Origin of the sequence: Pseudomonas sp. TH41, assembly GCF_016650695.1 — a bacterium.
Classification (GTDB): domain Bacteria; phylum Pseudomonadota; class Gammaproteobacteria; order Pseudomonadales; family Pseudomonadaceae; genus Aquipseudomonas.
In genome coordinates this window covers 2,979,823-3,003,422 of record NZ_JAEKFH010000003.1, presented here as the reverse complement: position 1 = coordinate 3,003,422, position 23,600 = coordinate 2,979,823, and the positions used below count along the sequence as shown (strand labels likewise).

General features: G+C 58.6%; 19 protein-coding genes. 12 read left to right on the top strand and 7 right to left on the bottom strand.

Annotated elements, in window-relative coordinates:
• Window positions 1-30: 30 nt before the first annotated feature.
• Window positions 31-345, bottom strand: coding sequence for a 50S ribosomal protein L21 (gene rplU, locus JFU37_RS16405; RefSeq protein ID WP_003176051.1), 315 nt, complete (start codon window positions 343-345; stop codon window positions 31-33).
• Between the two features lie 240 nt (window positions 346-585).
• On the opposite strand from rplU, the gene JFU37_RS16400 reads away from it, so the two are divergent.
• The 3 genes from JFU37_RS16400 (at window position 586) to JFU37_RS16390 (ending at window position 2,540) form a co-directional block, all read left to right on the top strand.
• The gene (locus JFU37_RS16400; protein WP_201116278.1) at window positions 586-1,554 is read left to right on the top strand and encodes a polyprenyl synthetase family protein; all 969 of its coding nucleotides are present in this window, start codon (window positions 586-588) and stop codon (window positions 1,552-1,554) included.
• Between the two features lie 181 nt (window positions 1,555-1,735).
• Window positions 1,736-2,077 (top strand): zinc ribbon domain-containing protein YjdM, encoded by a 342-nt coding sequence (locus JFU37_RS16395; RefSeq protein ID WP_201116276.1) that lies wholly within the window; start codon window positions 1,736-1,738, stop codon window positions 2,075-2,077.
• A 205-nt stretch (window positions 2,078-2,282) separates the two neighbouring features.
• A complete protein-coding gene (locus tag JFU37_RS16390) occupies window positions 2,283-2,540 on the top strand; it encodes a PA4570 family protein (RefSeq protein WP_201116274.1) in 258 nt (85 codons plus the stop codon).
• Between the two features lie 143 nt (window positions 2,541-2,683).
• Here the strand turns inward: JFU37_RS16390 and JFU37_RS16385 are convergent, their stop codons facing one another.
• The 3 genes from JFU37_RS16385 to JFU37_RS16375 all read right to left on the bottom strand — a co-directional run bounded on the left by JFU37_RS16385 (window position 2,684) and on the right by JFU37_RS16375 (window position 4,374).
• Entirely contained in the window at window positions 2,684-3,301 is a 618-nt protein-coding gene (locus tag JFU37_RS16385) for an FKBP-type peptidyl-prolyl cis-trans isomerase (protein ID WP_109634978.1), read from the bottom strand.
• A 123-nt stretch (window positions 3,302-3,424) separates the two neighbouring features.
• Window positions 3,425-3,736 (bottom strand): DUF6482 family protein, encoded by a 312-nt coding sequence (locus JFU37_RS16380; protein ID WP_201116272.1) that lies wholly within the window; start codon window positions 3,734-3,736, stop codon window positions 3,425-3,427.
• Window positions 3,737-3,885: 149 nt separating this feature from the next.
• Window positions 3,886-4,374 (bottom strand): TIGR00645 family protein, encoded by a 489-nt coding sequence (locus JFU37_RS16375; protein WP_095166485.1) that lies wholly within the window; start codon window positions 4,372-4,374, stop codon window positions 3,886-3,888.
• A 159-nt stretch (window positions 4,375-4,533) separates the two neighbouring features.
• Between JFU37_RS16375 and JFU37_RS16370 the strand changes: the two genes are divergently transcribed.
• Window positions 4,534-6,363 (top strand): hypothetical protein, encoded by a 1,830-nt coding sequence (locus JFU37_RS16370; protein WP_201116270.1) that lies wholly within the window; start codon window positions 4,534-4,536, stop codon window positions 6,361-6,363.
• Between the two features lie 25 nt (window positions 6,364-6,388).
• On the opposite strand, the gene JFU37_RS16365 is transcribed toward JFU37_RS16370, so the two are convergent.
• The gene (locus JFU37_RS16365; RefSeq protein WP_201116268.1) at window positions 6,389-6,712 is read right to left on the bottom strand and encodes a PA4575 family protein; all 324 of its coding nucleotides are present in this window, start codon (window positions 6,710-6,712) and stop codon (window positions 6,389-6,391) included.
• A 323-nt stretch (window positions 6,713-7,035) separates the two neighbouring features.
• The gene (locus JFU37_RS16360) at window positions 7,036-9,474 is read right to left on the bottom strand and encodes a Lon protease family protein (protein WP_201116267.1); all 2,439 of its coding nucleotides are present in this window, start codon (window positions 9,472-9,474) and stop codon (window positions 7,036-7,038) included.
• Between the two features lie 278 nt (window positions 9,475-9,752).
• Between JFU37_RS16360 and JFU37_RS16355 the strand changes: the two genes are divergently transcribed.
• The 3 genes from JFU37_RS16355 (at window position 9,753) to JFU37_RS16345 (ending at window position 12,905) form a co-directional block, all read left to right on the top strand.
• On the top strand, window positions 9,753-10,241 hold the full coding sequence (locus JFU37_RS16355) for a DUF3015 domain-containing protein (RefSeq protein WP_201116266.1): 489 nt from the start codon (window positions 9,753-9,755) through the stop codon (window positions 10,239-10,241).
• 129 nt (window positions 10,242-10,370) lie between these two features.
• On the top strand, window positions 10,371-12,224 hold the full coding sequence (locus tag JFU37_RS16350; RefSeq protein WP_201116265.1) for an Lnb N-terminal periplasmic domain-containing protein: 1,854 nt from the start codon (window positions 10,371-10,373) through the stop codon (window positions 12,222-12,224).
• 180 nt (window positions 12,225-12,404) lie between these two features.
• Entirely contained in the window at window positions 12,405-12,905 is a 501-nt protein-coding gene (locus tag JFU37_RS16345; protein ID WP_201116264.1) for a GreA/GreB family elongation factor, read from the top strand.
• Window positions 12,906-13,084: 179 nt separating this feature from the next.
• Here the strand turns inward: JFU37_RS16345 and ettA are convergent, their stop codons facing one another.
• Window positions 13,085-14,749 carry an energy-dependent translational throttle protein EttA gene (ettA, locus tag JFU37_RS16340; protein ID WP_201116263.1) on the bottom strand — a complete coding sequence of 555 codons (1,665 nt, stop codon included), beginning with the start codon at window positions 14,747-14,749 and terminating at the stop codon, window positions 13,085-13,087.
• A 285-nt stretch (window positions 14,750-15,034) separates the two neighbouring features.
• Between ettA and JFU37_RS16335 the strand changes: the two genes are divergently transcribed.
• From JFU37_RS16335 to JFU37_RS16315, 5 genes are all read left to right on the top strand, one after another.
• A complete protein-coding gene (locus tag JFU37_RS16335; RefSeq protein WP_201116262.1) occupies window positions 15,035-18,883 on the top strand; it encodes a sensor domain-containing protein in 3,849 nt (1,282 codons plus the stop codon).
• A 249-nt stretch (window positions 18,884-19,132) separates the two neighbouring features.
• Window positions 19,133-20,386 (top strand): serine hydroxymethyltransferase, encoded by a 1,254-nt coding sequence (gene glyA / locus JFU37_RS16330; protein WP_201116261.1) that lies wholly within the window; start codon window positions 19,133-19,135, stop codon window positions 20,384-20,386.
• A gap of 335 nt (window positions 20,387-20,721) precedes the next feature.
• Complete coding sequence (locus tag JFU37_RS16325) at window positions 20,722-22,035, top strand: C4-dicarboxylate transporter DctA (RefSeq protein ID WP_201116260.1); 1,314 nt, start codon at window positions 20,722-20,724, stop codon at window positions 22,033-22,035.
• An 84-nt stretch (window positions 22,036-22,119) separates the two neighbouring features.
• Window positions 22,120-22,824, top strand: coding sequence for an FCD domain-containing protein (locus tag JFU37_RS16320; RefSeq protein ID WP_201116258.1), 705 nt, complete (start codon window positions 22,120-22,122; stop codon window positions 22,822-22,824).
• A 25-nt stretch (window positions 22,825-22,849) separates the two neighbouring features.
• The gene (locus JFU37_RS16315; protein WP_201116254.1) at window positions 22,850-23,539 is read left to right on the top strand and encodes a GntR family transcriptional regulator; all 690 of its coding nucleotides are present in this window, start codon (window positions 22,850-22,852) and stop codon (window positions 23,537-23,539) included.
• Window positions 23,540-23,600: the final 61 nt, after the last annotated feature.

Below are 23,600 nucleotides of genomic sequence, written 5' to 3'. Positions count from 1 at the left end.
CAATTCTCCTAGTGAGGAATTAGGCTGAAATTAAGCCTGAATACCGGTGATTTTGATCTCGGTGTACCACTGGCGGTGGCCCATACGCTTCATGTGGTGCTTACGACGACGGAACTTGATGATGCGGACTTTATCGTGACGACCTTGGGAGATCACTTCAGCCACAACGGTAGCGCCAGCAACAACTGGAGCGCCGATGTTCACGTCATCGCCATTGGCGACCAACAGAACGCGATCAAAAGTAACGGATTCGCCGGTAGCGATTTCCAGTTTTTCGATCTTCAGGTATTCACCTGGGGCGACCTTGTATTGCTTGCCACCAGTAACAATTACTGCGTACGACATGGTATTTCTCCGATAATCCTGCTCACCCAGCTCTTTATAAGAAGAGGTATTGGCTGGCATGGCTGCATTGGGCTGGAAGGCCTGTTTGCAATTGCGTAAGGCAGGTGCTGCCCAGGAAGTTCAGGGTGCGCGATTGTACGCAAGCTGCCGAGGCGATGCAAGAGGCCGTCCATCGCGCCTTGACACCCGCCGACGCGGGTCCTAGCATGCCGCGCAACCCTTCTGGAGCAACTGTCGCTGATGCAACCCCAAGCTTTTTACCGCGCGGTGGCGGACGATTTTAGCGCCGTCGACGGCATCATCAAGAAACAGCTGACTTCCCGAGTGCCGCTGGTTTCGAAAATCGGCGATTACATTACCTCGGCCGGCGGCAAACGCCTGCGTCCTTTATTAGTGTTGCTGTGTGGCAAGGCGCTGGGGCGCGAAGGCGACGACCTGCGTCTGCTGGCCGCGACCATTGAGTTCCTGCACACCGCTACCCTGCTGCACGACGACGTGGTCGACATGTCCGGCATGCGCCGTGGCCGCTCGACCGCCAACGCCATGTGGGGCAACGCGCCAAGTGTCCTGGTCGGCGATTTCCTGTATTCACGCTCCTTCGAAATGATGGTCGAACTGGGCTCCATGCCGGTGATGAAGATCCTTTCGCAAGCCACGCGCATCATCGCCGAAGGCGAAGTGTTGCAGCTGTCCAAGGTTCGTGACGCCAGCACCACCGAAGAAACCTATATGGAAGTCATCCGCGGCAAGACCGCGATGCTCTTTGAAGCCTCGACCCACAGTGCTGCCGCCCTCTGCGAAGCCACTCCGGAACAGGCCGAAGCCCTGCGCACCTTTGGCGATCACCTGGGTGTAGCCTTCCAACTGGTCGACGACCTGCTGGACTACAAAGGCGACGCGCAAACCCTGGGCAAGAATGTCGGTGACGATCTGGCCGAAGGCAAACCGACCCTGCCGCTGATCTACACCATGCGCGAAGGTACGCCCGAGCAAGCCGCATTGGTGCGCAAGGCGATCCAGAAAGGCGGTATCGAAGACCTGGAAAGCATCCGCGAAGCCGTGGAAGACTCGGGCTCGCTGGACTACACCGCGCAGCTTGCACGGCAATATGTGGCCCGTGCGATCACCTGCCTCGACGTGCTGCCAGCCAGCGAATATCGCGATGCGCTGGTGGAGTTGAGCGAATTTGCGGTAGCCCGCACGCACTAAGCGAACTTCTGTAGGAGCGAGCTTGCTCGCGAAGAACTCAAGGACACCGCGTTTATCCTGGATGCACGCGTTATCGTTAACGTCCTTCGCGAGCAAGCTCGCTCCTACAGGAATAGCGTCCCTCGTAATAAAACCCTATATAATGTGCGCTTTTTAGCGATCCTGAATCCAAGGAGCTTTAGTGAGCACGTTGCCACCCTGCCCAAAATGCAATTCCGAATACACCTATGAAGACGGCGCGCAGTTGATCTGCCCCGAGTGCGCCCACGAATGGTCCGCCGGTGGCGAAGCCGAAGTGGCGTCCGATGACACCGTGAAAAAAGATTCGGTCGGCAACGTCCTGCAGGACGGCGACACCATCACCGTGATCAAGGACCTCAAGGTCAAAGGTACGTCGCTGGTGGTCAAGGTCGGCACCAAGGTCAAGAACATCCGCCTGTGCGATGGCGACCACGACATCGATTGCAAAATCGACGGCATCGGCCCGATGAAGCTCAAATCCGAATTCGTCAGAAAAGTCTGAATCTGCTGTATTCCATCCTGCGCCCGGCGTGGGATGGTGCCTCACCCTCCCCCGCTTCGCCCGGCATTACCTCGCAATAGCCAAACGCCAGTCGTTTTGACCCTACGCACCCTTTACCCAGAAAAAAAGCAAACCGCCAATAGGCCCTTGCTATTTGATGAATAAGAATTATTCTCATTGAAATCCAAATCAATGGAGATGAGACATGACTTATTTGATCGATGCATGGCTGGACCGCCCACACCCTTACCTCAGGATCCTGCATCGGGAAACAGGGGAAGTCTGTGCGGTGCTTGAAGAAGAAGCCTTGAACGAACTGCAGGATCAGGGTGACCTGGACGTCAACGGCTTGAGTTCCAGCGAGCCGGTAGTGCTCAAGGAACTGGTGCGCAATCTGTTTCTGTTCTGCTATGCCCGGGCATTGCGCCCGACCAGTGAACTGCAGCACAACATCGAACTATGAAAATGCAACATGTCGGAGCGAGCCCTGTGGGAGCGGGCTTGCTCGCGAAGAGGCCATGATATTCAACATCATCGTTGAATGACATACCGCCTTCGCGAGCAAGCCCGCTCCCACATGACCGAGCCCGTTCCGACACTCAGGTCTTACAGAACGTCGAGCAATTCGACGTCGAATACCAGAACGCTGTGCGGCGGGATGCTGCCAACGCCTTGAGCGCCGTAAGCCAGTTCGCTCGGCACATACAGACGCCATTTGCTACCGGCGTTCATCAGTTGCAGGGCTTCGGTCCAGCCAGCGATCACGCCGCCAACCGGGAATTCTGCAGGCTGACCACGATCGTAGGAGCTGTCGAATACAGTGCCGTCGATCAGGGTGCCGTGGTAGTGAGTGCGCACTTGATCTTCACGGGTTGGCTTGGCGCCTTCACCTTGAGTCAGCACTTCGAATTGCAGGCCCGAAGCCAGGGTGGTGATGCCGTCACGCTTGGCGTTTTCAGCCAGGAAGGCCAGGCCTTCGCCAGCAGCCGCTTCAGCTTTGGCAGCCGCTTCGGCTTGCATGATTTCGCGAATTACTTTGAAGCTCGCGGACATTTCTTCCTGACCCACACGACTTGGCTTGCCGGCGAAAGCGTCGGTCAGACCTGCCAGGATCGCGTCCAGGCTAACGCCCGGTGGCGGGTTGTCGCGCAGCTGGTCGCCCAACTGACGGCCAATACCGTAGCTGACGCGGGTTTCGTCGGTGGACAGATTTACTTCGGACATGACACTGCTCCGCTGTGCGGACGGCCCAGGAACTTGCCGTGCGTGCACAGCGCGTCCCGGCGCGCGCCCGGAACCAAAAGGGCCAGCAGACTAGCACAGATGTCATCGCGCTGATGAGAGGCGTCAACGCTGCCAGACAGTACGGAAGGCGATCGGCACCTTCAGGCTTTCCTCTGCATTGGCAACGAGCCCGCACATTTCGTCATGCACCGAGGTGTGCACAAGGTTGAATGGCAAGGTGGGAAAGGCATGAATCACTTCACGTGCATGCTCGACCGAGCGCAGGTGAAACATCTGGCCCCGGGCGTCGCTCAAGGGATACGCAGCGCCATGCATGCGTGCCTCCAGCAGGTAGATCCCGCCTTCCATGGAAATCAGGTTCAGCTCATCGACTTTCCCGGCGATGGCATAAGCACGCAACTCTTCGAAGTTCATGTAGGCACCTCATACAGTGTCGAGCCAAGATACTTACAGGCATATGCCTCGGAGCATCAAAGTACAAGGCAAAAACGACACCGCCCGTCCGGTTCGAGCAAATCCCCCTGTGGGAGCGAGCCTGCTCGCTCCCACAGGGGTTGTGTAGATCAGTGCTTGGTCAGCTTATCCAGATAACCCATGGCAAACGCCGAGATTACAAAAGTCATGTGAATGATCACGTACCACTTCAGATGCTCGGGATCGACGTTCTTGGCGTCCATGAAAATCCGCAGCAGGTGGATGGACGAAATCGCCACGATGGACGCGGCCACTTTCATCTTCAGCGAAGACGAGTCCATGGTGCCGAGCCAGTTGAGTTTCTCCTTGCTTTCATCGATGTCCAGCTGAGAGACGAAGTTCTCGTACCCCGAAATCATCACCATCACCAGCAAACCGCCCACCAGCGCCATGTCGATCAACGACAGAAGCACCAGAATCAGGTCCGACTCAGCCATCGAAAAAACGTTAGGGATGACGTGAAACACTTCCTGGAAGAATTTCAGCGCCAGGGCCAGCAGCCCCAGGGACAAGCCAAAGTAGATCGGAGCCAGCAGCCAGCGGGAGGCGTACATTGTATTTTCGATAAAGCGTTCCATTGAATCTCACAGGTGGACTGGAAATGGCCGCGAGTATAACAGCGGCCCGTCACACCCAGAAACCGTTGGGAAATCCGCCACCTGCGCGTGTGTGACAAGGTTTTTCTGCTAGTGTCCAAAGCATTGACACCTAAGTGACATCGGACAGGAAGACTGGAAATGGATGTGCGATTGCCTTTAATGAGTGCCGGACTTTGCCTGGCCCTGCTGATAAGCGGCTGCTCACCCAGCGACGAGAAGCGCCAGCTCAGCCTCGAGGAAAAAACCGCACAGTTCGAGAAATCCCTGGATGCGATTGCCGATCCGAAACTCAAGGATGCCGTGGCCGAACTCGGTGGTTCACTGTTATTGCTCGAACGTGCGCAGCTCAAGCTCGACAGCAAACCGGTGGAAACCGAATACGGTGAAGACGTACTCGCCGTACTCAAGCACTACCCCACCCCGCAGGCCCTGGTCGACACCTACATCAACGGTCTGTTCGTGCTGCACAAAGACTCCGGCTCTGATTACCTGACCGACCTGCAACCGGTGTTCCCCTTCAACTTCAGTATACCGGCCGCATTTCTGTTCCCCCACGGCCTGGAATGGCAGTCGGTAACCCTGAGCAACAAACGCGTGATTCCGTTCCAGCCGGAATGGTCGGAAACCGATCCAGGCATTCAACTGAGCCCGTCGAGCTCCAACCTGACCAACCCCGACGACCTGACGGTGTCCTACCCCTTCATCGAAGGCCTGCAGATCGACAACAAGAACCAGCCGCAACCCGTCAGCCTGCAAGGCAAAGTAGAAGTCATTGCGCCGCGCAGACTCTACAGCTTCGACTTGACGAAAAAGGACGTTGGCCAGACTCGCACCAACGACAACCTCAGCGTCACGCTGCTGAAACTTGCAAACAATTACGCCGAAGTCGAATTCAACAACACTGCACCGCTGGCGCCCGAGGTCAGCGAAACCCCGCTGAACCCGCTGATCGTCCAGGCCAGGGACTCCACCGGGCAATTCCTCTCGCGCTCAGGCTCGATCAACGAAACCGCCACCCAAATCGCCTTTTATCAAAAACAACTGGCGAAAATGCAGCAACAGAAGGCCTGGAGCGAAGCGTTCGAAAAACAGATCGATGAAGAACAGCGCACCTTTGAAAAGCAACAGAACCACCATTACACCAAGGTGTATTTCAATGGGCCGATCGACACTCTGGAAGTCAGCGTGCTGGATTTTTCAGCCGCTACGGTGACCCGAAAAAACCTGAACCTGCCGATACGGCGCTTCGACCGCAACACCACGGCGAAAACCATTCAGCCACTCTCGCTGCCGGTAGTGGTGTACGACGATCAGGCCCCGAACTGGCTCAAGGGTGCAACACTGGGTGAGGAGCAACTGAAAAAGAGTGTCAGCATCAGCCAGTCAGTCGATGACCCGAGCGCCGTCCGTATCGAGTTCGATCACCCCAAAAGCTTCAATGATGAGTTGCTCGGCACGTCCTTCAGCCCTGGCGAAAGCCCGGTCAGTTTCTTCACCGAGGACAGCAACGGTAAACGCGATGAGCCTATCGAATTGCCACCGGAGGCTTACCAGGTCGATCCGCTGCGCGGCACCATTACCTACGACCTGAACCTGTTTCCTGAAACGCCGGCTTACGCGGTGGGCTCCATGCCGCTATTCCTGGCCACGGTTGAGAAAAACACGATCGACGCCCACCAACTGCCCAAGGGCCTGGAGCTCAAAGGCAACGCGCTGGTGGTTGATCAAAAGCTGTTTCCCGCCCAGGACTGGCGATTTTTCGCCAGGGACGAAAGCGGCAATTATCTGAAGGAAATTCTTTCGGTCAGCCACGATGCCAGCGCCGAAGGCCCGGCCTTGTTCGGCGTGCATTACTTCTACGGGCAGCCCAGTCGACTGGAAACCTATCAACGAACCGACCTCACCACCGTGCAATATGGTTTCGAGGTCAAACTCGACAAGGCTGACACCTCCCACCTTGCCCAATAGCCTGCTCAACAATACGGACGCGAAATCAGGAGCCGCCGAAAGTGCGGTACCGACCACCGTTGATTTCCCGCAACTGGGCTTGAAGATGCAGGCACCAGATTTGCGGATCATCGGCCAGCTCATAGCCGTGCAGCGTCAGGCTTTCAACAATAGTGTCGAGAATCGATTCCGCCACGAAAGGGCCGTGAAACGGGCCTTGGGCCTTGATGGCTGAAGGTTGTTCGCCGGCCATTCCGGCAGCGAAGAGCAAGGTCCACATGCCCGTATCCCCCGCCAATGGGCGGATGGAACATTCGATACGGGTCACTAGACCCAAGCATTGACGGGTGAGGCAGAGGTTGCGCGACATGGCGGCGACCCTCGGTAGATCCGGTATTCAGCCCCCACGGGAAGGCTGTCTCGATCCAGTGATTACTGTCGATATCCTTGAGCTGAGAATAGAAGAAAAGTCTGACTAGCACGTCAACTAAGACCAGAAGGCGCCGAATGGTCATTGTGTGAATATTGACGTCAGTGTGATGGCACTTTGTGAGTTCAGCACCGATAAAAATGTGGGAGCGGGCTTGCTCGCGAATGCGGTGTATCAGCCAACATTTCTGTTGAATGAAAAACCGCTTTCGCGAGCAAGCCCGCTCCCACATTTGCTTTGTGAGATCTCAAGTCCAGTGTGCGTCAGGCCGGCTTGGCTTCGACCAGTGCTTCCTGCGCCGCTTCTTTTTCGGCTTCCTTGAGGTCATCTTCGCTGATCATTTCCGCGATCACCCGCAGACGTTCCACCACCCGCGCGTTGACGCTGCCTTCAGGGAATTCGCCGTTCTCGTCCGGCGCTCCCGCCGGCTCGCCGACCAACAGACTCAACGCCTCATCAGCCTGGCGTACCGCGTATACGTGGAACTGCCCCGCACGCACCGCTGCCAGCACCTTCTCGTCCAGCATCAGCGTGGCCACGTTTGCCTGAGGAATGATCGCCCCCTGCTCACCGGTCAGCCCGCGGGCTTCGCAGAGCCGGAAGAAGCCTTCGATTTTCTCGTTGACCCCGCCCACCGCCTGCACTTCCCCGAACTGGTTAATCGAGCCGGTGATCGCAAAACATTGCTTGAGCGGCGTTTTCGAGAGCGCCGAGATTAATGTGCAAGCCTCGCCCAGCGACGCGCTGTCGCCATCGACGTAACCGTAGGACTGCTCCAGCGCGATACTGGCGGAAATCGCCAGCGGGAATTCCTGGGCGTAACGGCTGCCCAGGTACCCGGTGAGGATCATCACGCCTTTGGAGTGAATCGGCTGGCCGAGGTTGACCTCACGCTCGATGTCGACGATGCCGCTGCCGCCCGGATACACCGTGGCGGAAATCCGCGCCGGCACACCGAACGCCGAGTCACCGACTTCCAGCACTGTCAGCCCGTTGCACTTGCCGACGGCTGCGCCATCGGTGTCGATCAGGATGATCCCGGCCAGCATGTCATCAAGAATCCGCGCCGAGACGCGCCCGGTGCGCGTGGCCTTGGCCTTGAGCGCACGTTCGATGTGCCCGGCGTCGGTCATTTCGTCACTCGCCAGGTGGCGAATGAAATCTGCTTCGCTGACCAGTTGGAATAGATCACCGATTCGCGCGGACAAACGCCCTTGATGCTCAGCCAAGCGAGCGCTGTAGGTCGCCAGTCGCGCCACCGCATCGGCGGTCAGCGGCGCCATGCCTTCTTCGGAGGTCCGGGTTTTGAGCAACTGGGCGAACTGCTCCAGGCTCTCGTCGACCATCGGGATGTCTTCGTCGAAATCCACCAGGACGCGGAACAACTCCTGGAAGTCCGGATCGAGGTCTTGCAGGGTGTAATAAAGCTGCCGGGCGCCGATGATGACGACTTTGACCTGCAACGGAATGTGTTGCGGCGTCAGCGTAACGGTCGCCAGTCGGCCCAGTTCACCCAGCGGCGATTCCATTTTCAGCTTGCGCGATTGCAGGGCGCGCTTGAGCGCATCCCACACGAACGGTTCGCTGAGCATTTTATCCGCTTCAAGGATCAGGAAACCGCCGTTGGCGCGGTGCAAGGCCCCCGGACGCAGTTGGCGATAGGTGGTGTATAGCGCGCCCTGGTCGGTGCTGTATTCGATACGACCGAACAGGTTTTCATAGGTCGGATGCGGCTCGAACACCACCGGCGCACCGCCGCTGAACGAATGACCCACCACCAGACTCGGCGCGTATTGTTCTTCCAGCATCTTGCGGGCAACGGCATCAACCTTGCTGTCGTCGACCAATTGCTCGACAACGGTCTTGAGCAGGTAAACCTGCATCGCTTGCAGGTAGCCGCAGACGGCCGCGTTTTCGGCGTATTTTTCCGACAGCGGAGAGAGCAAAGGCTGCAAGGCCAGCGTGATGGTTTCTTCGTTGAGGTGGCGCAGTTGATTGCTCGACTCACGCTTCCATTGCGGCAGGCTGGCGAGCTCTTCATTCAGCCGCTCTTCCAGCCAGGAAATGTCTTCGTGGAAACGCTCGCGATCCACCTCGGGCAACTGAGCGAACTCCGCTTCGTCCAGCGCCTTGCCTTCGCTCATCGGGGTGAACGCGATGTTGCTGGCGTCGCGGTAAAGCGCGACTTCCTTCTCCAGCGCCAGACGTTCGATCACGTCCAGTGCTTTGTCATAGCGCTGGTTGAAGGCGCGGTCGATAGCACTTTTCTTCTGCTGGTAGGACGGGTGCTCGAACACGGCGGGAAAGGTCGCCAGCAGGTTGTCGATCAAACCGTTGATGTCACCGATGAAGGCGTTGGCCGTGCCCGATGGCAGTTCCAGGGCGCGAGGCTCGCGAGGTTCATCGAAATTGTTGACGTAGACCCAGTCCGCCGGGGTCTGCAGGCGCTTGCCTTCGGCTTTCAGATAACGCTTTACGAACGAGAACCGGCCAGTGCCAGGCTCGCCCATGACGAAGACGTTGTAACCGGGGCGTGGCATGGCCACACCGAACTGCAAGGCTTCGACCGCACGTTCCTGGCCAAGCACACCGCGGAAGGGCTCCAGATCATTGGTGGTAGAGAAGCTGAACTGTTCAGCGGAAAACGGACGGGTCAGCGCTTCGGGCGCTAGACGCAAGCTGGCAGCAACAGGATCAGGCATCGGGCTTCCTTACATCAGGCGGGGCAGATAGCGGCATTCTGGCGCTGCCTATACCCGACTGGCAAGGCGCGCCTCAAGCCAAAGCATAGACAAAGCGCTATCCCCAAGCGGGCCGGGGCCAAATCAATGTTTTCAATGCATGTTTTGCAAAAAATCACGGAACCCCCCGATCGTGCCTAAACTCCAAACTGCGCGGCTGGACTAATAACCGGCCCAACTGGCGCCAAAATGGGCCAGACCCCCTTGTCCATTGGTATGCACATAAAGAGAACTCAGCTATGAAACGGATTCTTCTCGGTACTCTCTTCACCGTTGTATCCCTCAACGCTATGGCTCAAGCGCCAGGCGGCCCGGATTGCGGTTGGGGCAACATGCTGTTCGAAGGTCAGCGTGGCACCCCGGCTCATTTCCTGGCATCCACCACCAACGGCACTTCCGGCAACGCAACCTTCGGTATGACCTCCGGTACCAACGGCTGCGCAACGAATGCGTCGCTGACCTACGGCGGCAAATCCTGGTTTGCCATGAATGGCATGATGAATGAGCTGTCCGAAGACATGGCTAAAGGTCAGGGCGAAGCGCTGACCACTTACGCCGTGGTACTGGGCGTGGCGCCGGAAGACCGTGCGCACTTCGCCGCCGTGACTCATGAGCACTTCCAGCAGATTTTCAGCAAGGCTGACGTCACCGCTGACGATGTGCATACCAACACGATGGCCGTTCTGAAGAACGATCCGCGTCTGGCCAAGTACGCCACTCAAGCTTAAGCTCGACCCGCCCGTTCCTTTCGGGGAGCGGGTTTTTTGTTTTTTGGACCTGCCCCTCTTTGGGTAATGTCATTCAAGATGGCATCAACCGCGCCGGGTCTTTATTTTTTTCGACTTAAGTTGCTCACTATGCTCAAACGCCTTGCCTGGCTGGCGCTCTGTGTCTGCGCCCCGCTGTCCGCCGCGCCCCACATCGACAATCAACGTTTGCAGCAACTGGCCAATGACCCCTTCTGGATTTCCCTGGGCCACTACGAAACCGCCAAGCTCGGCGGCTGGCGCAGCTACGTCAGTGACAAGAAATTCTTCCTGGCCCCCGACGGTAACGAACACCCGGACCATGAACTGGCGGCGACCGTGCAGGCGCTGTATGCCCCGGCCAGTGCTGGCGAAAAACACGCCCAATGCGTCTACCCCGCCCGCACACGCTGGCTGAAGGCGCAGCTCAACCTGACCGGTTTGCCGACGCTGGACTGCACCGAGTTCAAACAATGGTTCAAGGATGTCTCACCCCACAGCGCGGTGATGATTTTCCCGGCGGCCTACCTGAACAGTCCGTCATCGATGTTCGGCCACACCTTGCTGCGCATTGACCAGGCCGATGTGCAGAGCGATCACACCGCCCTGCTCAGTTACGCGATCAACTTCGGTGCCTACATCGAAGGTTCGGACAACAGCATTCTCTATGCCTGGAAAGGTTTGATGGGCGGTTATCCGGGGCTGTTTGCGCTGGTGCCGTATCAGGAAAAACTCTCGGAGTACCGTAGCCTCGAGAACCGGGACCTGTGGGAGTACCGGCTAAACCTGACCCAGGCCGAAACCGAGCGCATGGTCGAGCACGTCTGGGAACTGAAACAGATCCAGTTCGACTATTTCTTCTTCGACGAAAACTGCTCTTATCGCCTGCTGGAACTGCTGCAAGTGGCCCGTCCGAGCCTGCGCCTGACCGAACAATTTCCGCTGACGGCCATTCCTACCGACACGGTCAAAGCCGTGAAAGAAGCCGGACTGGTCGAATCCATTCAGTATCGTCCCTCGCGCGAGCGTGAACTGCTGAGCCGCGCCGAGCCATTGAATCCGCAAGAACAACAATGGGTGCTGAAGGTCAGCGCCGATCAGAAGCAACTGCAGGAACCGGCATTCAAGGCGCAACCGCGCGACCGCCAGGCGCTGATCATCGATGCGGCTTACCGACTTGAACGCTACCGCGCCAATGGCCAGGAGCGCGACCCGCAGCGGGCGCAGCGCAGTTTCGAATTGCTGCGCGCAATCAACCAGAACCCGCCTCCGGAGCTGGACATCCCGCAACCCGGCCTGCCCGAAAACGGCCACGAATCCCGCACCTGGCAAGCGGGTATCGGCACCCGGGGCGACAAAGCGTTTGGCGAGTACGGCCTGCGCATGGCCTATCACGACCTCAATGACAACGCCGAGAGTTTCCCTCTCGGCGCGCAGATCGAAATCCTGCAAATGAAGCTGCGCCAGTACGAAGGCAATCACTGGCAATTCCAGCAGCTTGATCTGGCAACCATCCGCTCCCTGACCCCGCGCAATGAGCTGCTACAACCGCTTTCGTGGCAAGTCACCGGCGGGTTGGAGCGCGTGCCGGGCAAGCATGATGACGAAACGCTGGTCAGCCACGTCAACGGTGGCGGCGGCGGGACATGGCAACTGGGCGAGGACGTACTCGGGTTTGCCCTGGGTACCGTGCGTGTAGAACACAACAATGACTTCGCGGGCTTCATCGCCCCGGCGGCCGGCTTCAACAGTGGTGTGCTATGGAAAAACCCTTTGGGTAACTTCAGCCTGGAAACCAAAGGGGATTTCTTCACCAACGGCGAAGTACGCCGCAGCATGAGCCTGAATCAGCAGTGGGAACTGTCGCGCAACCTGGGTATGCGCCTGAGTGCCCAGCGCGAATTCAGCCACCTCGCATCACCCGAGAACGAAGTGATGCTGGAGGTGAAGTGGTATCACTACTAGCTCAAAAGATCGCAGCCTGCGGCAGCTCCTACAGGGTGATGAAATCCAAGGTAGGAGCTGCCGAAGGCTGCGATCTTTTGATCTTGCTTTCCTATGGAGTGCGAGAGAGCGTCGCTGACAGACATACATCGAAACTAAAAGCCTGCGAGCATGGCCCAAACCCTATAACGGGAGAAAACCATGAGTCGCGCTTTCGTCAATGAAGATAACGCCGCCGCGCAAGCCGATCAGCCAGTCGAACGGCAGGTCAGCGCGCAGCCCAACTACGTCACGCCCGCAGGCCTTGCCCAGTTGCAGGCGAAAGTCGCCGAGGTGCAGAACCTGCTCAATGAACAAAGCGCGAAGGGCGAATTGGCCGACAAGCAGCGCCAGGCCGACCTTGACCGTGACTGGCGGTATTTCAATCAGCGTCTGCAAAGCGCTCAGGTGGTTGTACCGGCCTCTTCCACCGAAAAAGTGCAAATAGGCAGTTGGGTGACCTTTGCCGATGAACAAGGCCACGAACAGCGCGTGCAGTTAGTAGGCGAGGATCAGGCGGATGCTGCCAGTGGGTTGATCAACTGGAGCTCGCCGTTGGGACGGGCGATGTTGGGCGCGCAGGTGGGTGATGAGGTGGTGTGGAAGCGGCCGGTGGGGGATTTGGTGATTGAAGTCTTGGGCATAGAAGTGGGGGGATCTTAAGGACACCTTCGCGAGCAGGCTCGCTCCCACAGTAAATCTTCAGCGGATTCCAGATTTGTAGCCAACACGAATCCCCTGTGGGAGCGAGCTTGCTCGCGAATGTCGCACCTCGGTACCACTGAAAGCCTCCAAAAAAAACGGAGCCCCGAAGGCTCCGTTTTTCATCCAGCCAACCTGAATCAGGCCAGTTTTTTGTGTCGTACACGGTGCGGCTGAGCAGCAGCTTCGCCGAGGCGTTTGCGGCGATCAGCTTCGTACTCGGTGTAGTTGCCTTCGAAGAACACGGCTTGCGAGTCGTCTTCGTACGCCAGGATGTGCGTCGCGACGCGGTCAAGGAACCACCGATCGTGAGAGATCACAATGGCGGCGCCCGGGAAGTCCAGCAGGGCTTCTTCCAGGGAACGCAGGGTTTCAACGTCGAGGTCGTTGGACGGTTCGTCGAGCAGCAGGACGTTGCCGCCCTCTTTCAGGGTCAGGGCCAGGTGCAAGCGACCACGCTCACCACCGGACAGGTCCTTGACGAACTTCTGCTGATCGCCACCTTTGAAGTTGAAGCGGCCGACGTAGGTACGTGACGGGATCTCGTAGTTACCGATGCGGATCTGGTCGGAACCGTCGGAGATTTGCTGGAACACAGTCTTGCTGCCGTCCAGGTCTTCGCGGCTCTGATCGACGCAGGCCAGTTGCACGGTTTCGCCGACTTCGATGCTGCCCGAATCCGGCGTTTCCTTGCCCATCAACATGCGGAACAGGGTCGATTTACCGGCACCGTTACCGCCGATCACGCCAACGATGGCGCCTTTCGGCATGGAGAACGACAGGTTGTCGATCAAGACGCGATCGCCGTAGCCCTTGGAGACATTCTTGAACTCGATGACCTTGTCGCCCAGGCGCGGACCGGCCGGGATGTAGATCTCGTTGGTTTCGCTGCGCTTCTGGAATTCCTGCGATTGCATTTCTTCGAAGCGTTGCAGACGAGCCTTGGATTTGGACTGACGAGCCTTGGCGCCTTTGCGCACCCACTCCAGTTCTTCCTTCATGGCTTTTTCGTGAGCCGACTGCTGCTTGGATTCGGCAGCCAGACGATCGGACTTGGCTTCGAGCCAACCCGAATAGTTGCCCTCGTACGGGATACCGGCGCCACGGTCGAGTTCGAGGATCCAGCCAGCAACGTTGTCCAGGAAGTACCGGTCGTGCGTGATGGCGACCACGGTGCCCGGGAAGTCGTGCAGGAAGTGCTCCAGCCAGGCGACGGAATCGGCGTCCAGGTGGTTGGTCGGTTCGTCGAGCAGCAGCATGTCGGGGGCGGACAGCAGCAGGCGGCACAGGGCCACACGACGCTTTTCACCACCGGACAGGAATTCGATCTTGGCATCCCACGCTGGCAGACGCAGCGCATCGGCGGCGACTTCCAGTTGGCGATCCAGGTTGTGACCGTCGCTGGCTTGCAGGATGGCTTCGAGCTTGGCCTGTTCTGCCGCCAGCTTGTCGAAGTCGGCATCTTCATCAGCGTAAGCTGCGTAGACCTCGTCCAGGCGCGCCTGGGCGTTCTTGATCACGCTGACCGCTTCCTCGACCACTTCACGCACGGTCTTGGTCGGGTCCAGGATCGGCTCTTGCGGCAGGTAGCCAATGTTCAGGTCCGGCATCGGACGGGCTTCGCCGTCGAACTCGGTGTCGACGCCGGCCATGATTTTCAGCAGCGTGGATTTACCCGAACCGTTGAGGCCGAGCACGCCGATCTTGGCGCCTGGGAAGAAGGACAGCGAAATGTTTTTCAGGATTTCCCGCTTCGGCGGAACAACTTTGCCCAGCCGATGCATGGTGAAGACGTATTGAGCCATGGAGAACCTTGGGTCAGTGACAGATGAATGATTGGAGCGCAGGCGAAGCCCGGCCAGACTGTGCGCGTCGTCCGATTGATGGCTATCAATACGTGCACGCTGAAAAAGTCTGATTCTAGGAGCTGGAACGCTCCCGCGTAACCGGCAAAGCTACCTTATTGACAGAAGGCAGTCCAGCCGGGCGGGACTGGCACTTTGCCACAACTCAAGGCATGCTAGCCGCCCTTCGGGCGTCCGGCTTATAGTGCACGTCGCGCCAGTCCAGCCAATCCGCAGGATTTCAGCTTGTCTAATGTCACTCCGCCCCTGACCACCAGTGCACCCGCTGTCGCACCCGGCTCCCCCCTGCGCGGAACGTTGAAGAGCGCATTGGCCATGCTGGTGTTGTTGTTGCTTGCACTGCTGTTCTGGCAGCTGCTGGATCAACTTCGCGCCACCCAGAAAAGCCAGCGTCAGTACACCATCGATTACACCGCCGACCTGGCCGCGCAAGTCAGCCTGAACATGACACTGAAAGCGCAAATTGCCCTCAACCTGCTGCCGATCGTCGAGCAACCGCAAAGCGCCGACGAACTGCAGGTGCTGCTGAGCAAGTTGCAACAATCGATACCGGAATTGCGCAGCCTCGCCTTGCTCAGTCCATCCGGGAAAATCCTCAGCGACAGCGCTGCCAGCAGCGAGGACGCCGACTACCTGAGCGAACTCGTCCGACGCAGCCACGCTCAGGCCCACTACTTCAGTAATGCCGATGACGGCTCGGTGGTGCACCTGCTGCTGCATCAAGCCAGCGGCAGCACCCGTGGTTACTGGGCCCTGCGCCTGACACCGACATTTTTCACCTCACTGACCCAACAAAATGAAGCCGGCATTCGCCCGCTGTGGCTGGTGGAAAACCGCATCAATCACCAGATCATCAGTCGCGATGAAGGGCTGCCCTCGATCAATCCGGGAATGCTGACCCCGGACGATGTAGCCGACAGCGTGCTGACCGTTCCCTTGAGCAGCAGCGACTGGCAATTGCGCGGGCTGTTCGACCGACAACGGGTCCTCGAACAACTGCTGCCGGCATTCATCGGCAAATGCCTGCTGGGCCTGGCGTTCTCCCTGTTACCCTTCATCGTTCTGCTGAACATGCGCCGCCGGCAACGTCAACTGCACGAAGGGCGTCGGCGCTATCAGGATATTTTCGAAGGCACCGGCGTCGCTCTGTGTGTGCTCGACGTCTGCGGGCTTAAAAGCGCCTTCGACAAGGCCCAGCTGCAAAATAACGAGCAATTGCAGGCCTGGCTGCAGACCCCGTCGCAACGTCAATCATTGCTCAAGGAGCTGCGCGTCACTGAGGTCAACCAGGTTGCGCTGCAACTGCTCAACGTCAATTCCCGCGATCAAGCCTGGAAACTGCTGATCGATGGCGGCCCACTGGACGGCACCGATATCGGCTATCAAATGCTCGAGGCGGTGCTCAACCAGCAGAATCAGCTTGAGCTGGAAATCAAACTCCAGGACGCCAATGGCCACGACCAGCACCTGTGGCTGGTGCTGCGGCTGCCGGAAGACCTGGACGACTACAACGCGGTGATCCTGAGCATCACCGACATCACCAGCCGCAAGCTCATCGAACTGTCGCTGCTGGAACGTGAAGGATTCTGGTCCGACGTGGTGCGCACCGTGCCGGATCACCTCTATGTGCAAGACGTGATCAGCCAGCGGATGATCTTCAGCAACCACCACCTGGGCCAGAGGCTCGGTTACAACCGTACCGAGTTGCACCAGATGGGCGAGTATTTCTGGGAAATACTCCTGCACCCCGAAGATGCCGATTTCTACCACCGCTCGCGTCAGGAACAGCGACACGCTGGCTACAGGCAGTTGCTCCAGTGCCAGCTGCGTTTCCGGCACCGGGACGGTAAGTGGCGGCGTTTCGAGATTCGCGAACAGGCCCTGGCGCGCGACAAGCATGATCAGGTCACGCGGATCATTGGCGTGGCCAAGGACATCACCGAACAAATCGAAGCCAGCGAATCCCTGCGCGACAGCGAACAGCGCTACCGGATGCTCGCCGAAAGCATCAGCGACGTGATTTTTTCCACCGACAGCAAGATGAAGCTCAATTACGTCAGCCCATCGGTACAAGCCGTGCTGGGCTACGACGCCGGCTGGATTTTCCAGAACGGCTGGCAATCGACCATTGCCAACCCACAACAGCTGACCGGCATTTACCACCTGATGGACCGGGTTCACAAAGCGCTGGATAAGCCCGACCAATTGGCGCTGTTGCGCAACCAGGTGCAAACCCAACTGTATTTATTCGATTGCCTGCGGGCCGATGGGCGCAAGATTCCCATTGAGCTACGGCTGGTATTGGTCTGGGACGACCAGGGTGCATTTGAAGGTGTGCTGGGCGTCGGTCGTGACATTAGCCAGCAGCGCCGGGCCGAGAAAGACTTGCGCATGGCGGCGACCGTATTCGAGCACTCGACCTCGGCCATCCTGATTACCGATCCGGCCGGCTATATTGTCCAGGCCAACGAAGCCTTCAGTCGCGTCAGCGGTTATGCGGTAGAACAAGTCCTCGACCAGTTGCCGAGCATGCTGACCGTCGATGAACAACAGGAAGCGCATTTGCGCTACGTGCTCAAGCAATTGCATCAGCACAACACCTGGGAAGGTGAAGTCTGGCTCAAGCGGCGCAATGGCGAGCATTACCCGGCCTGGGTCGGGATTACCGCGGTACTGGATGACGAAGGCGACCTAGCCAGCTACGTAGCCTTCTTCAGCGACATCAGCGAACGCAAGGCCAGTGAGCAGCGAATCCACCGTCTCGCCTACTACGACGCCCTGACTCACCTGCCCAACCGCACGCTGTTTCAGGATCGCCTGCACACCGCGCTGCAATCGGCCGAACGGCAGAAGTCCTGGGTCGTGCTGATGTTCCTCGACCTGGACCGCTTCAAGCCGATCAACGACTCTTTGGGCCACGCCGCTGGCGACCGCATGCTCAAGGATATGGCCACACGCCTGCTCGGCTGCGTCGACGATGACGACACCGTGGCCCGCATGGGCGGCGATGAGTTCACCTTGCTGCTGCAACCGCGCATCAACCGTGAAATCGCCTTGAACCGGGCGATTCATGTCGCCGAACAGATTCTCGCCAGCCTGGTGAAACCGTTCGTCCTCGAAGGCCGCGAGTTCTTTGTCACGGCCAGTATCGGGATCGCCCTGAGCCCACAGGACGGCAATGAACTCAGCCAGCTGATGAAAAACGCCGACACCGCGATGTATCACGCTAAAGAGCGCGGCAAGAACAATTTCCAGTTCTATCAGGCGGACATGAACGCCAGCGCCCTGGAGCGACTGGAACTGGAAAGCGATTTGCGTCACGCCCTGGAGCAAGACGAATTCGTTCTGTACTACCAACCGCAGTTCAGCGGCGATGGCAAACGTTTGACCGGCGCCGAAGCCCTGCTGCGCTGGCGTCATCCACGTCGTGGACTGGTGCCGCCGGGGGACTTCATTCCGGTGCTCGAAGAGCTCGGCCTGGTCGTCGATGTCGGCGACTGGGTGATCAGCGAGGCCTGTCGCCAGCTCAAGACCTGGCATCAGAACAAGGTCCGCGTGCCAAAGGTATCGGTCAACATTTCGGCCCGGCAGTTCTCCGATGGCCAGCTCGGGACTCGGATCGCCACCATCCTCAAGGAAGCCGGCCTGCCGCCGGCGTGTCTGGAGCTGGAACTGACGGAAAGTATCCTGATGCGCGAAGTCAGCGAAGCGATGCAGATTCTCGCCGGGCTGAAAAACCTCGGCCTGAGCATTGCGGTTGATGACTTTGGCACCGGTTACTCATCGCTGAACTACCTCAAGCAGTTCCCGATCGACGTGCTGAAAATCGACCGCACCTTTGTCGATGGCCTGCCGTCGGGTGAACAGGATGCGCAGATTGCCCGCGCGATTATCGCCATGGCCCACAGCCTCAATCTGGCGGTGATCGCCGAGGGCGTGGAAACCCATGAGCAGCTCGACTTCCTGCGCGAGCATGGTTGCGATGAGGTCCAGGGCTATCTGTTTGGGCGGCCGATGCCGGCGAACCGGTTTGAAGCGCAGTTCAGTAATGATGCGCTGTTCATGTTTGACTGAAGTTTTGCGGTGCTGCGGATGGCCCCTTCGCGAGCAAGCTCGCTCCCACAGGTTTTTTGGGTGTACACACAATTTGTGAACACCAAAGATCCACTGTGGGAGCGAGCCTGCTCGCGAAGAGGCCCGCATGATCACCACTGATCCCGTCATGAAGCCCACTTGTCTGCGACATGATGTCCTTTCATATGCCATCTAAAACCCATTGGGTTAGAATGCCCCCCTTTTCTGCCCCGATCCTTGAGGACCGCCATGTTCAGCCGTGATTTGACTATTGCCAAGTACGACGCCGACCTTTTTGCCGCCATGGAGCAAGAAGCTCAGCGCCAGGAAGAACACATCGAGCTGATCGCTTCGGAAAACTACACCAGCCCAGCGGTGATGGAAGCTCAAGGCTCGGTACTGACCAACAAATACGCCGAAGGCTATCCGGGCAAGCGCTACTACGGTGGTTGCGAGTTCGTCGACGTGGTCGAGCAACTTGCCATCGACCGCGCCAAAGAACTGTTCGGCGCTGATTACGCCAACGTTCAGCCGCACGCCGGCTCGCAAGCCAACAGCGCCGTTTACCTGGCCCTGCTGCAAGCGGGCGACACCATTCTGGGCATGAGCCTGGCCCACGGCGGTCACCTGACCCACGGCGCCAGTGTTTCGTCCTCGGGCAAGCTGTACAACGCCATCCAGTACGGCATCGACGCCAATGGCCTGATCGACTACGACGAAGTTGAGCGTCTGGCGGTCGAGCACAAGCCGAAAATGATCGTGGCCGGTTTCTCTGCCTACTCGCAGATCCTGGACTTCCCGCGTTTCCGCGCAATCGCTGACAAGGTCGGCGCCTACCTGTTCGTCGACATGGCTCACGTGGCCGGTCTGGTCGCCGCTGGCGTCTACCCGAACCCGGTGCCTTTCGCTGACGTCGTGACCACCACCACGCACAAGACCCTGCGCGGTCCACGTGGCGGTCTGATCCTGGCTCGCGCCAACGCCGACATCGAGAAGAAGCTGAACTCCGCCGTATTCCCGGGCGCCCAGGGTGGCCCACTGGAGCACGTGATTGCCGCTAAAGCGATCTGCTTCAAGGAAGCGCTGCAGCCTGAGTTCAAGACCTACCAGCAACAAGTGGTGAAAAACGCCAAGGCCATGGCCGGCGTGTTCATCGAGCGCGGTTTTGACGTGGTATCGGGCGGTACTGAAAACCACCTGTTCCTGCTGTCGCTGATCAAGCAGGAAATCTCCGGTAAAGACGCCGACGCCGCTCTGGGCAAGGCGTTCATCACCGTGAACAAGAACTCCGTGCCAAACGATCCTCGCTCCCCGTTCGTCACCTCCGGCCTGCGCTTCGGCACTCCGGCGGTGACCACTCGCGGCTTCAAGGAAGCAGAGTGCAAAGAACTGGCCGGCTGGATCTGCGACATCCTGGCTGATCTGAACAACGAAGCGGTGATCGACGCCGTTCGTGAGAAGGTCAAGGCCATCTGCAAGAAGCTGCCGGTGTACGGCGCTTAATTGCACCGCTAAACCGCAGCCCTGAAAAACCGGCCAGTGATGGCCGGTTTTTTTTCGCCTGACGTAAAGATCAAAAGATCGCAGCCTTCGGCAGCTCCTACATGGATCGGCGTACACCTGTAGGAGCTGCCGAAGGCTGCGATCTTTTGATTTTGGGGGAGTTGAAACAACTGGTCAGACCGGTCATGCCAATTTCAATATTTTTGCTTGCACTCAGGAAAAAACCGAGCGTAGACTGCGCCTGCACTGGACATACCGGTAAGACCACAATAATTAAGTCCTGAATCTGCGGCGCCCCGCGCACGGCTGCCAGGACACCGACCAGGATTCCTCCCATGCTCAGATGGTGCTCGCGTTCAATCTTCCTTCAAGTGGTTCTTGGACTGGTGCTCGGCATCGTCTGCGGGCTGACCCTTCCCGAATACTCCGCCCAGCTCAAACCCCTCGGCGACGGCTTCATCAAGCTAATCAAGATGCTCATTGGCCTGATCGTGTTCTGCGTGGTGGTCAGCGGCATCAGCGGTGCCGGTGACCTGAAGAAGGTCGGGCGCATCGGCCTGAAATCGGTGATTTACTTCGAAGTGCTGACCACCATCGCTCTGGTGATCGGGCTGGTGTTCGCGTTCAGCACCGGCATCGGCAGTGGCGCGAATATTCACCTGGATCAACTGTCCACCGCCGACATCGGGGACATTGCCCAGCGCGGCCAACACATGCACACCACCACTCAGTTCCTGATGGACCTGATCCCGACCTCGGTGATTGGCGCCTTTGCCGACAACAACATCCTGCAGGTCCTGCTGTTTTCCGTGTTGTTCGGCAGCGCGCTGAACCTGGTGGGCGAAGCGGCTTCCGGCATTTCCCGACTGATCAATGAACTGAGCCACGTGATTTTCCGCATCATGGGCATGATCGTGCGCCTGGCGCCGATCGGTGTGTTCGGCGCCATCGCCTTCACCACCAGCAAATATGGCCTGGACTCGTTGCAGCACCTGGGCAGCCTGGTCGGCCTGTTTTACCTGACCTGCGCGGCGTTCGTGTCGCTGGTTCTCGGCCTGGTGATGCGCCTGTCCGGCCTGCGAATGTGGCCGCTGCTCAAGTACCTGCGTGAAGAACTGCTGATCGTGATGGGGACCGCTTCATCCGACGCCGTACTGCCGCAGATCATGCGCAAACTTGAGCATCTGGGCATCGGCAGCTCGACGGTCGGCCTGGTGATTCCGACGGGTTACTCGTTCAATCTGGACGGCTTCTCGATCTACCTGACCCTGGCCATTGTGTTCATCGCCAACGCCACCGGCACGCCGCTGGCCATGACTGATCTGCTGACAATCCTGCTGGTGTCACTGATCACCTCCAAAGGCGCCCACGGCATTCCCGGTTCGGCGCTGGTGATTCTGGCGGCGACACTGACGGCGATCCCGGCGATTCCGGTGGTCGGCCTGGTGTTGGTGCTGGCGGTGGACTGGTTCATGGGCATCGGCCGCGCGCTGACCAATCTGATTGGCAACTGCGTCGCGACCGTGGCCATTGCACGCTGGGAAAAGGACATCGACATCCAGCGCGCGAACAAGGTGCTTTCCGGCCAGCCGGGTTATACCTTCCAGTCGAGAAAACCGGTCGCACCGGCACATCAACAGGAATTTTGAATTCACCTCTGTAGGAGCTGCCGCAGGCCGCGATCTTTTGATCTTGCCTGCGACGCCGCCCTTACAGGCTCATGGAGCAATCAAGTGATTACCACATCAACCGTCGTAACTTCAGTGGTAGAAAAACTCAGGGCCGCATTGGCCCGGGGTCAGTGGCGCTCCGGCGACATGTTGCCGGGCCAGCGTGAACTGGCCGAACAATTGGGTATCAGCCGCCCGAGCCTGCGCGAAGCGGTGATCGTGCTGGAAACACTCGGCCTGGTGCGTTCGATGCCGGGCAAAGGCGTGGTGGTGCTGGAAGCCAATCTCAGCGACAGCCAAAGCCACGACAGCGCGGTGGCCGGCGCGAGCCTGGAAGACGTGCTGCAACTGCGCTACACACTTGAGCCGTTCATCGTCGGCTTGGTCGCGCAATCGATCAGCAGCAAGGAAGTAGGACAACTGCGCCTGACCCTGATGGACATGCGCGAAGCGCTGGAGGCCAATGACAGCGAAGCCGGCGTGAACGCCTACATCGCGTTCCACGAAGAGTTGTTCACCCTGACGTCCAACCCGATCTTCCAAAGCGTGGTTCAGCAGACCAGCAATGCCCTCAAGCAAAGCGCCGACGTACTGCGCAACTCGCCCGAGCATTTGGCAGAACGCCTCGAGGAAAATGAAGCCGTGGTGCGCGCGATCCGCAGCAAGAATAGCGCCCAGGCCAGCGCGGAAATGCGTCGCCACATCCTTCGCGAAGGCCAACGGATGGGCATCGAATTGAACATCCCGGACGACAACCTCGGCGGTTGAACCCCCTTGGAACTGGAGACAGGCCATGAACAGCTTCGCTTCACCGCAGACTCTAACTGCCCTGCCCTTTCCCCCGCCGGTGGATGACCTCTACTCGCGTATCTTCGACGCCATTCTCGAACAGCGCATCCATGCGGCCAGTCGCTTTACCGAAGAAAGCCTGGCGCAGATGTTCAACGTGCGACGCAGTGACATTCGTGGCGTACTGACGCGACTGTCCCATCAGCAGATCGTTGTCCTGCGCACCCACCATCGTCCCCGGGTCGCCGCGCTTGATACTGACCAGACCCGGCAGACGTTGCATGCCCGACGGCTGACCGAGATCACCCTGGTGCGCCTGGCTTGTCAGCAGCCTCGCCCGCACGACTTGAAACGTCTGCGCGCGTTGATCGATTGCGAGCGCCACTGTACAGCGCGCGGGCCAGCCATCCGATTGTCGGGGGAGTTTCATTTGCGGTTGGCGGAAATGGCGGGGAATGCGCCGTTAGCGCATTTTCTGGGTAGCTTGGTGCCTGTTACTTCGCTGGCAATTGCGCAGTTTGATGCTTGGGCGGAGGGTCATTGCGTGTGGCAGTTGCATCAGAAAATTGTAGAGGCGGTTGAGCGTGGGGATGCCGTGGCGGCCGAGAAATCACTGAGCCAGCATCTGGATCATCTGGAAGAAACCTTACACCAGTCGGGACTGACAATGAGCGAGAGTCGAGTCGCCGGTTAAATCGCCATCGCGAGCAAGCTCGCTCCCACATTGAATCTCTGTGTGACCAATCTCCTGTGGC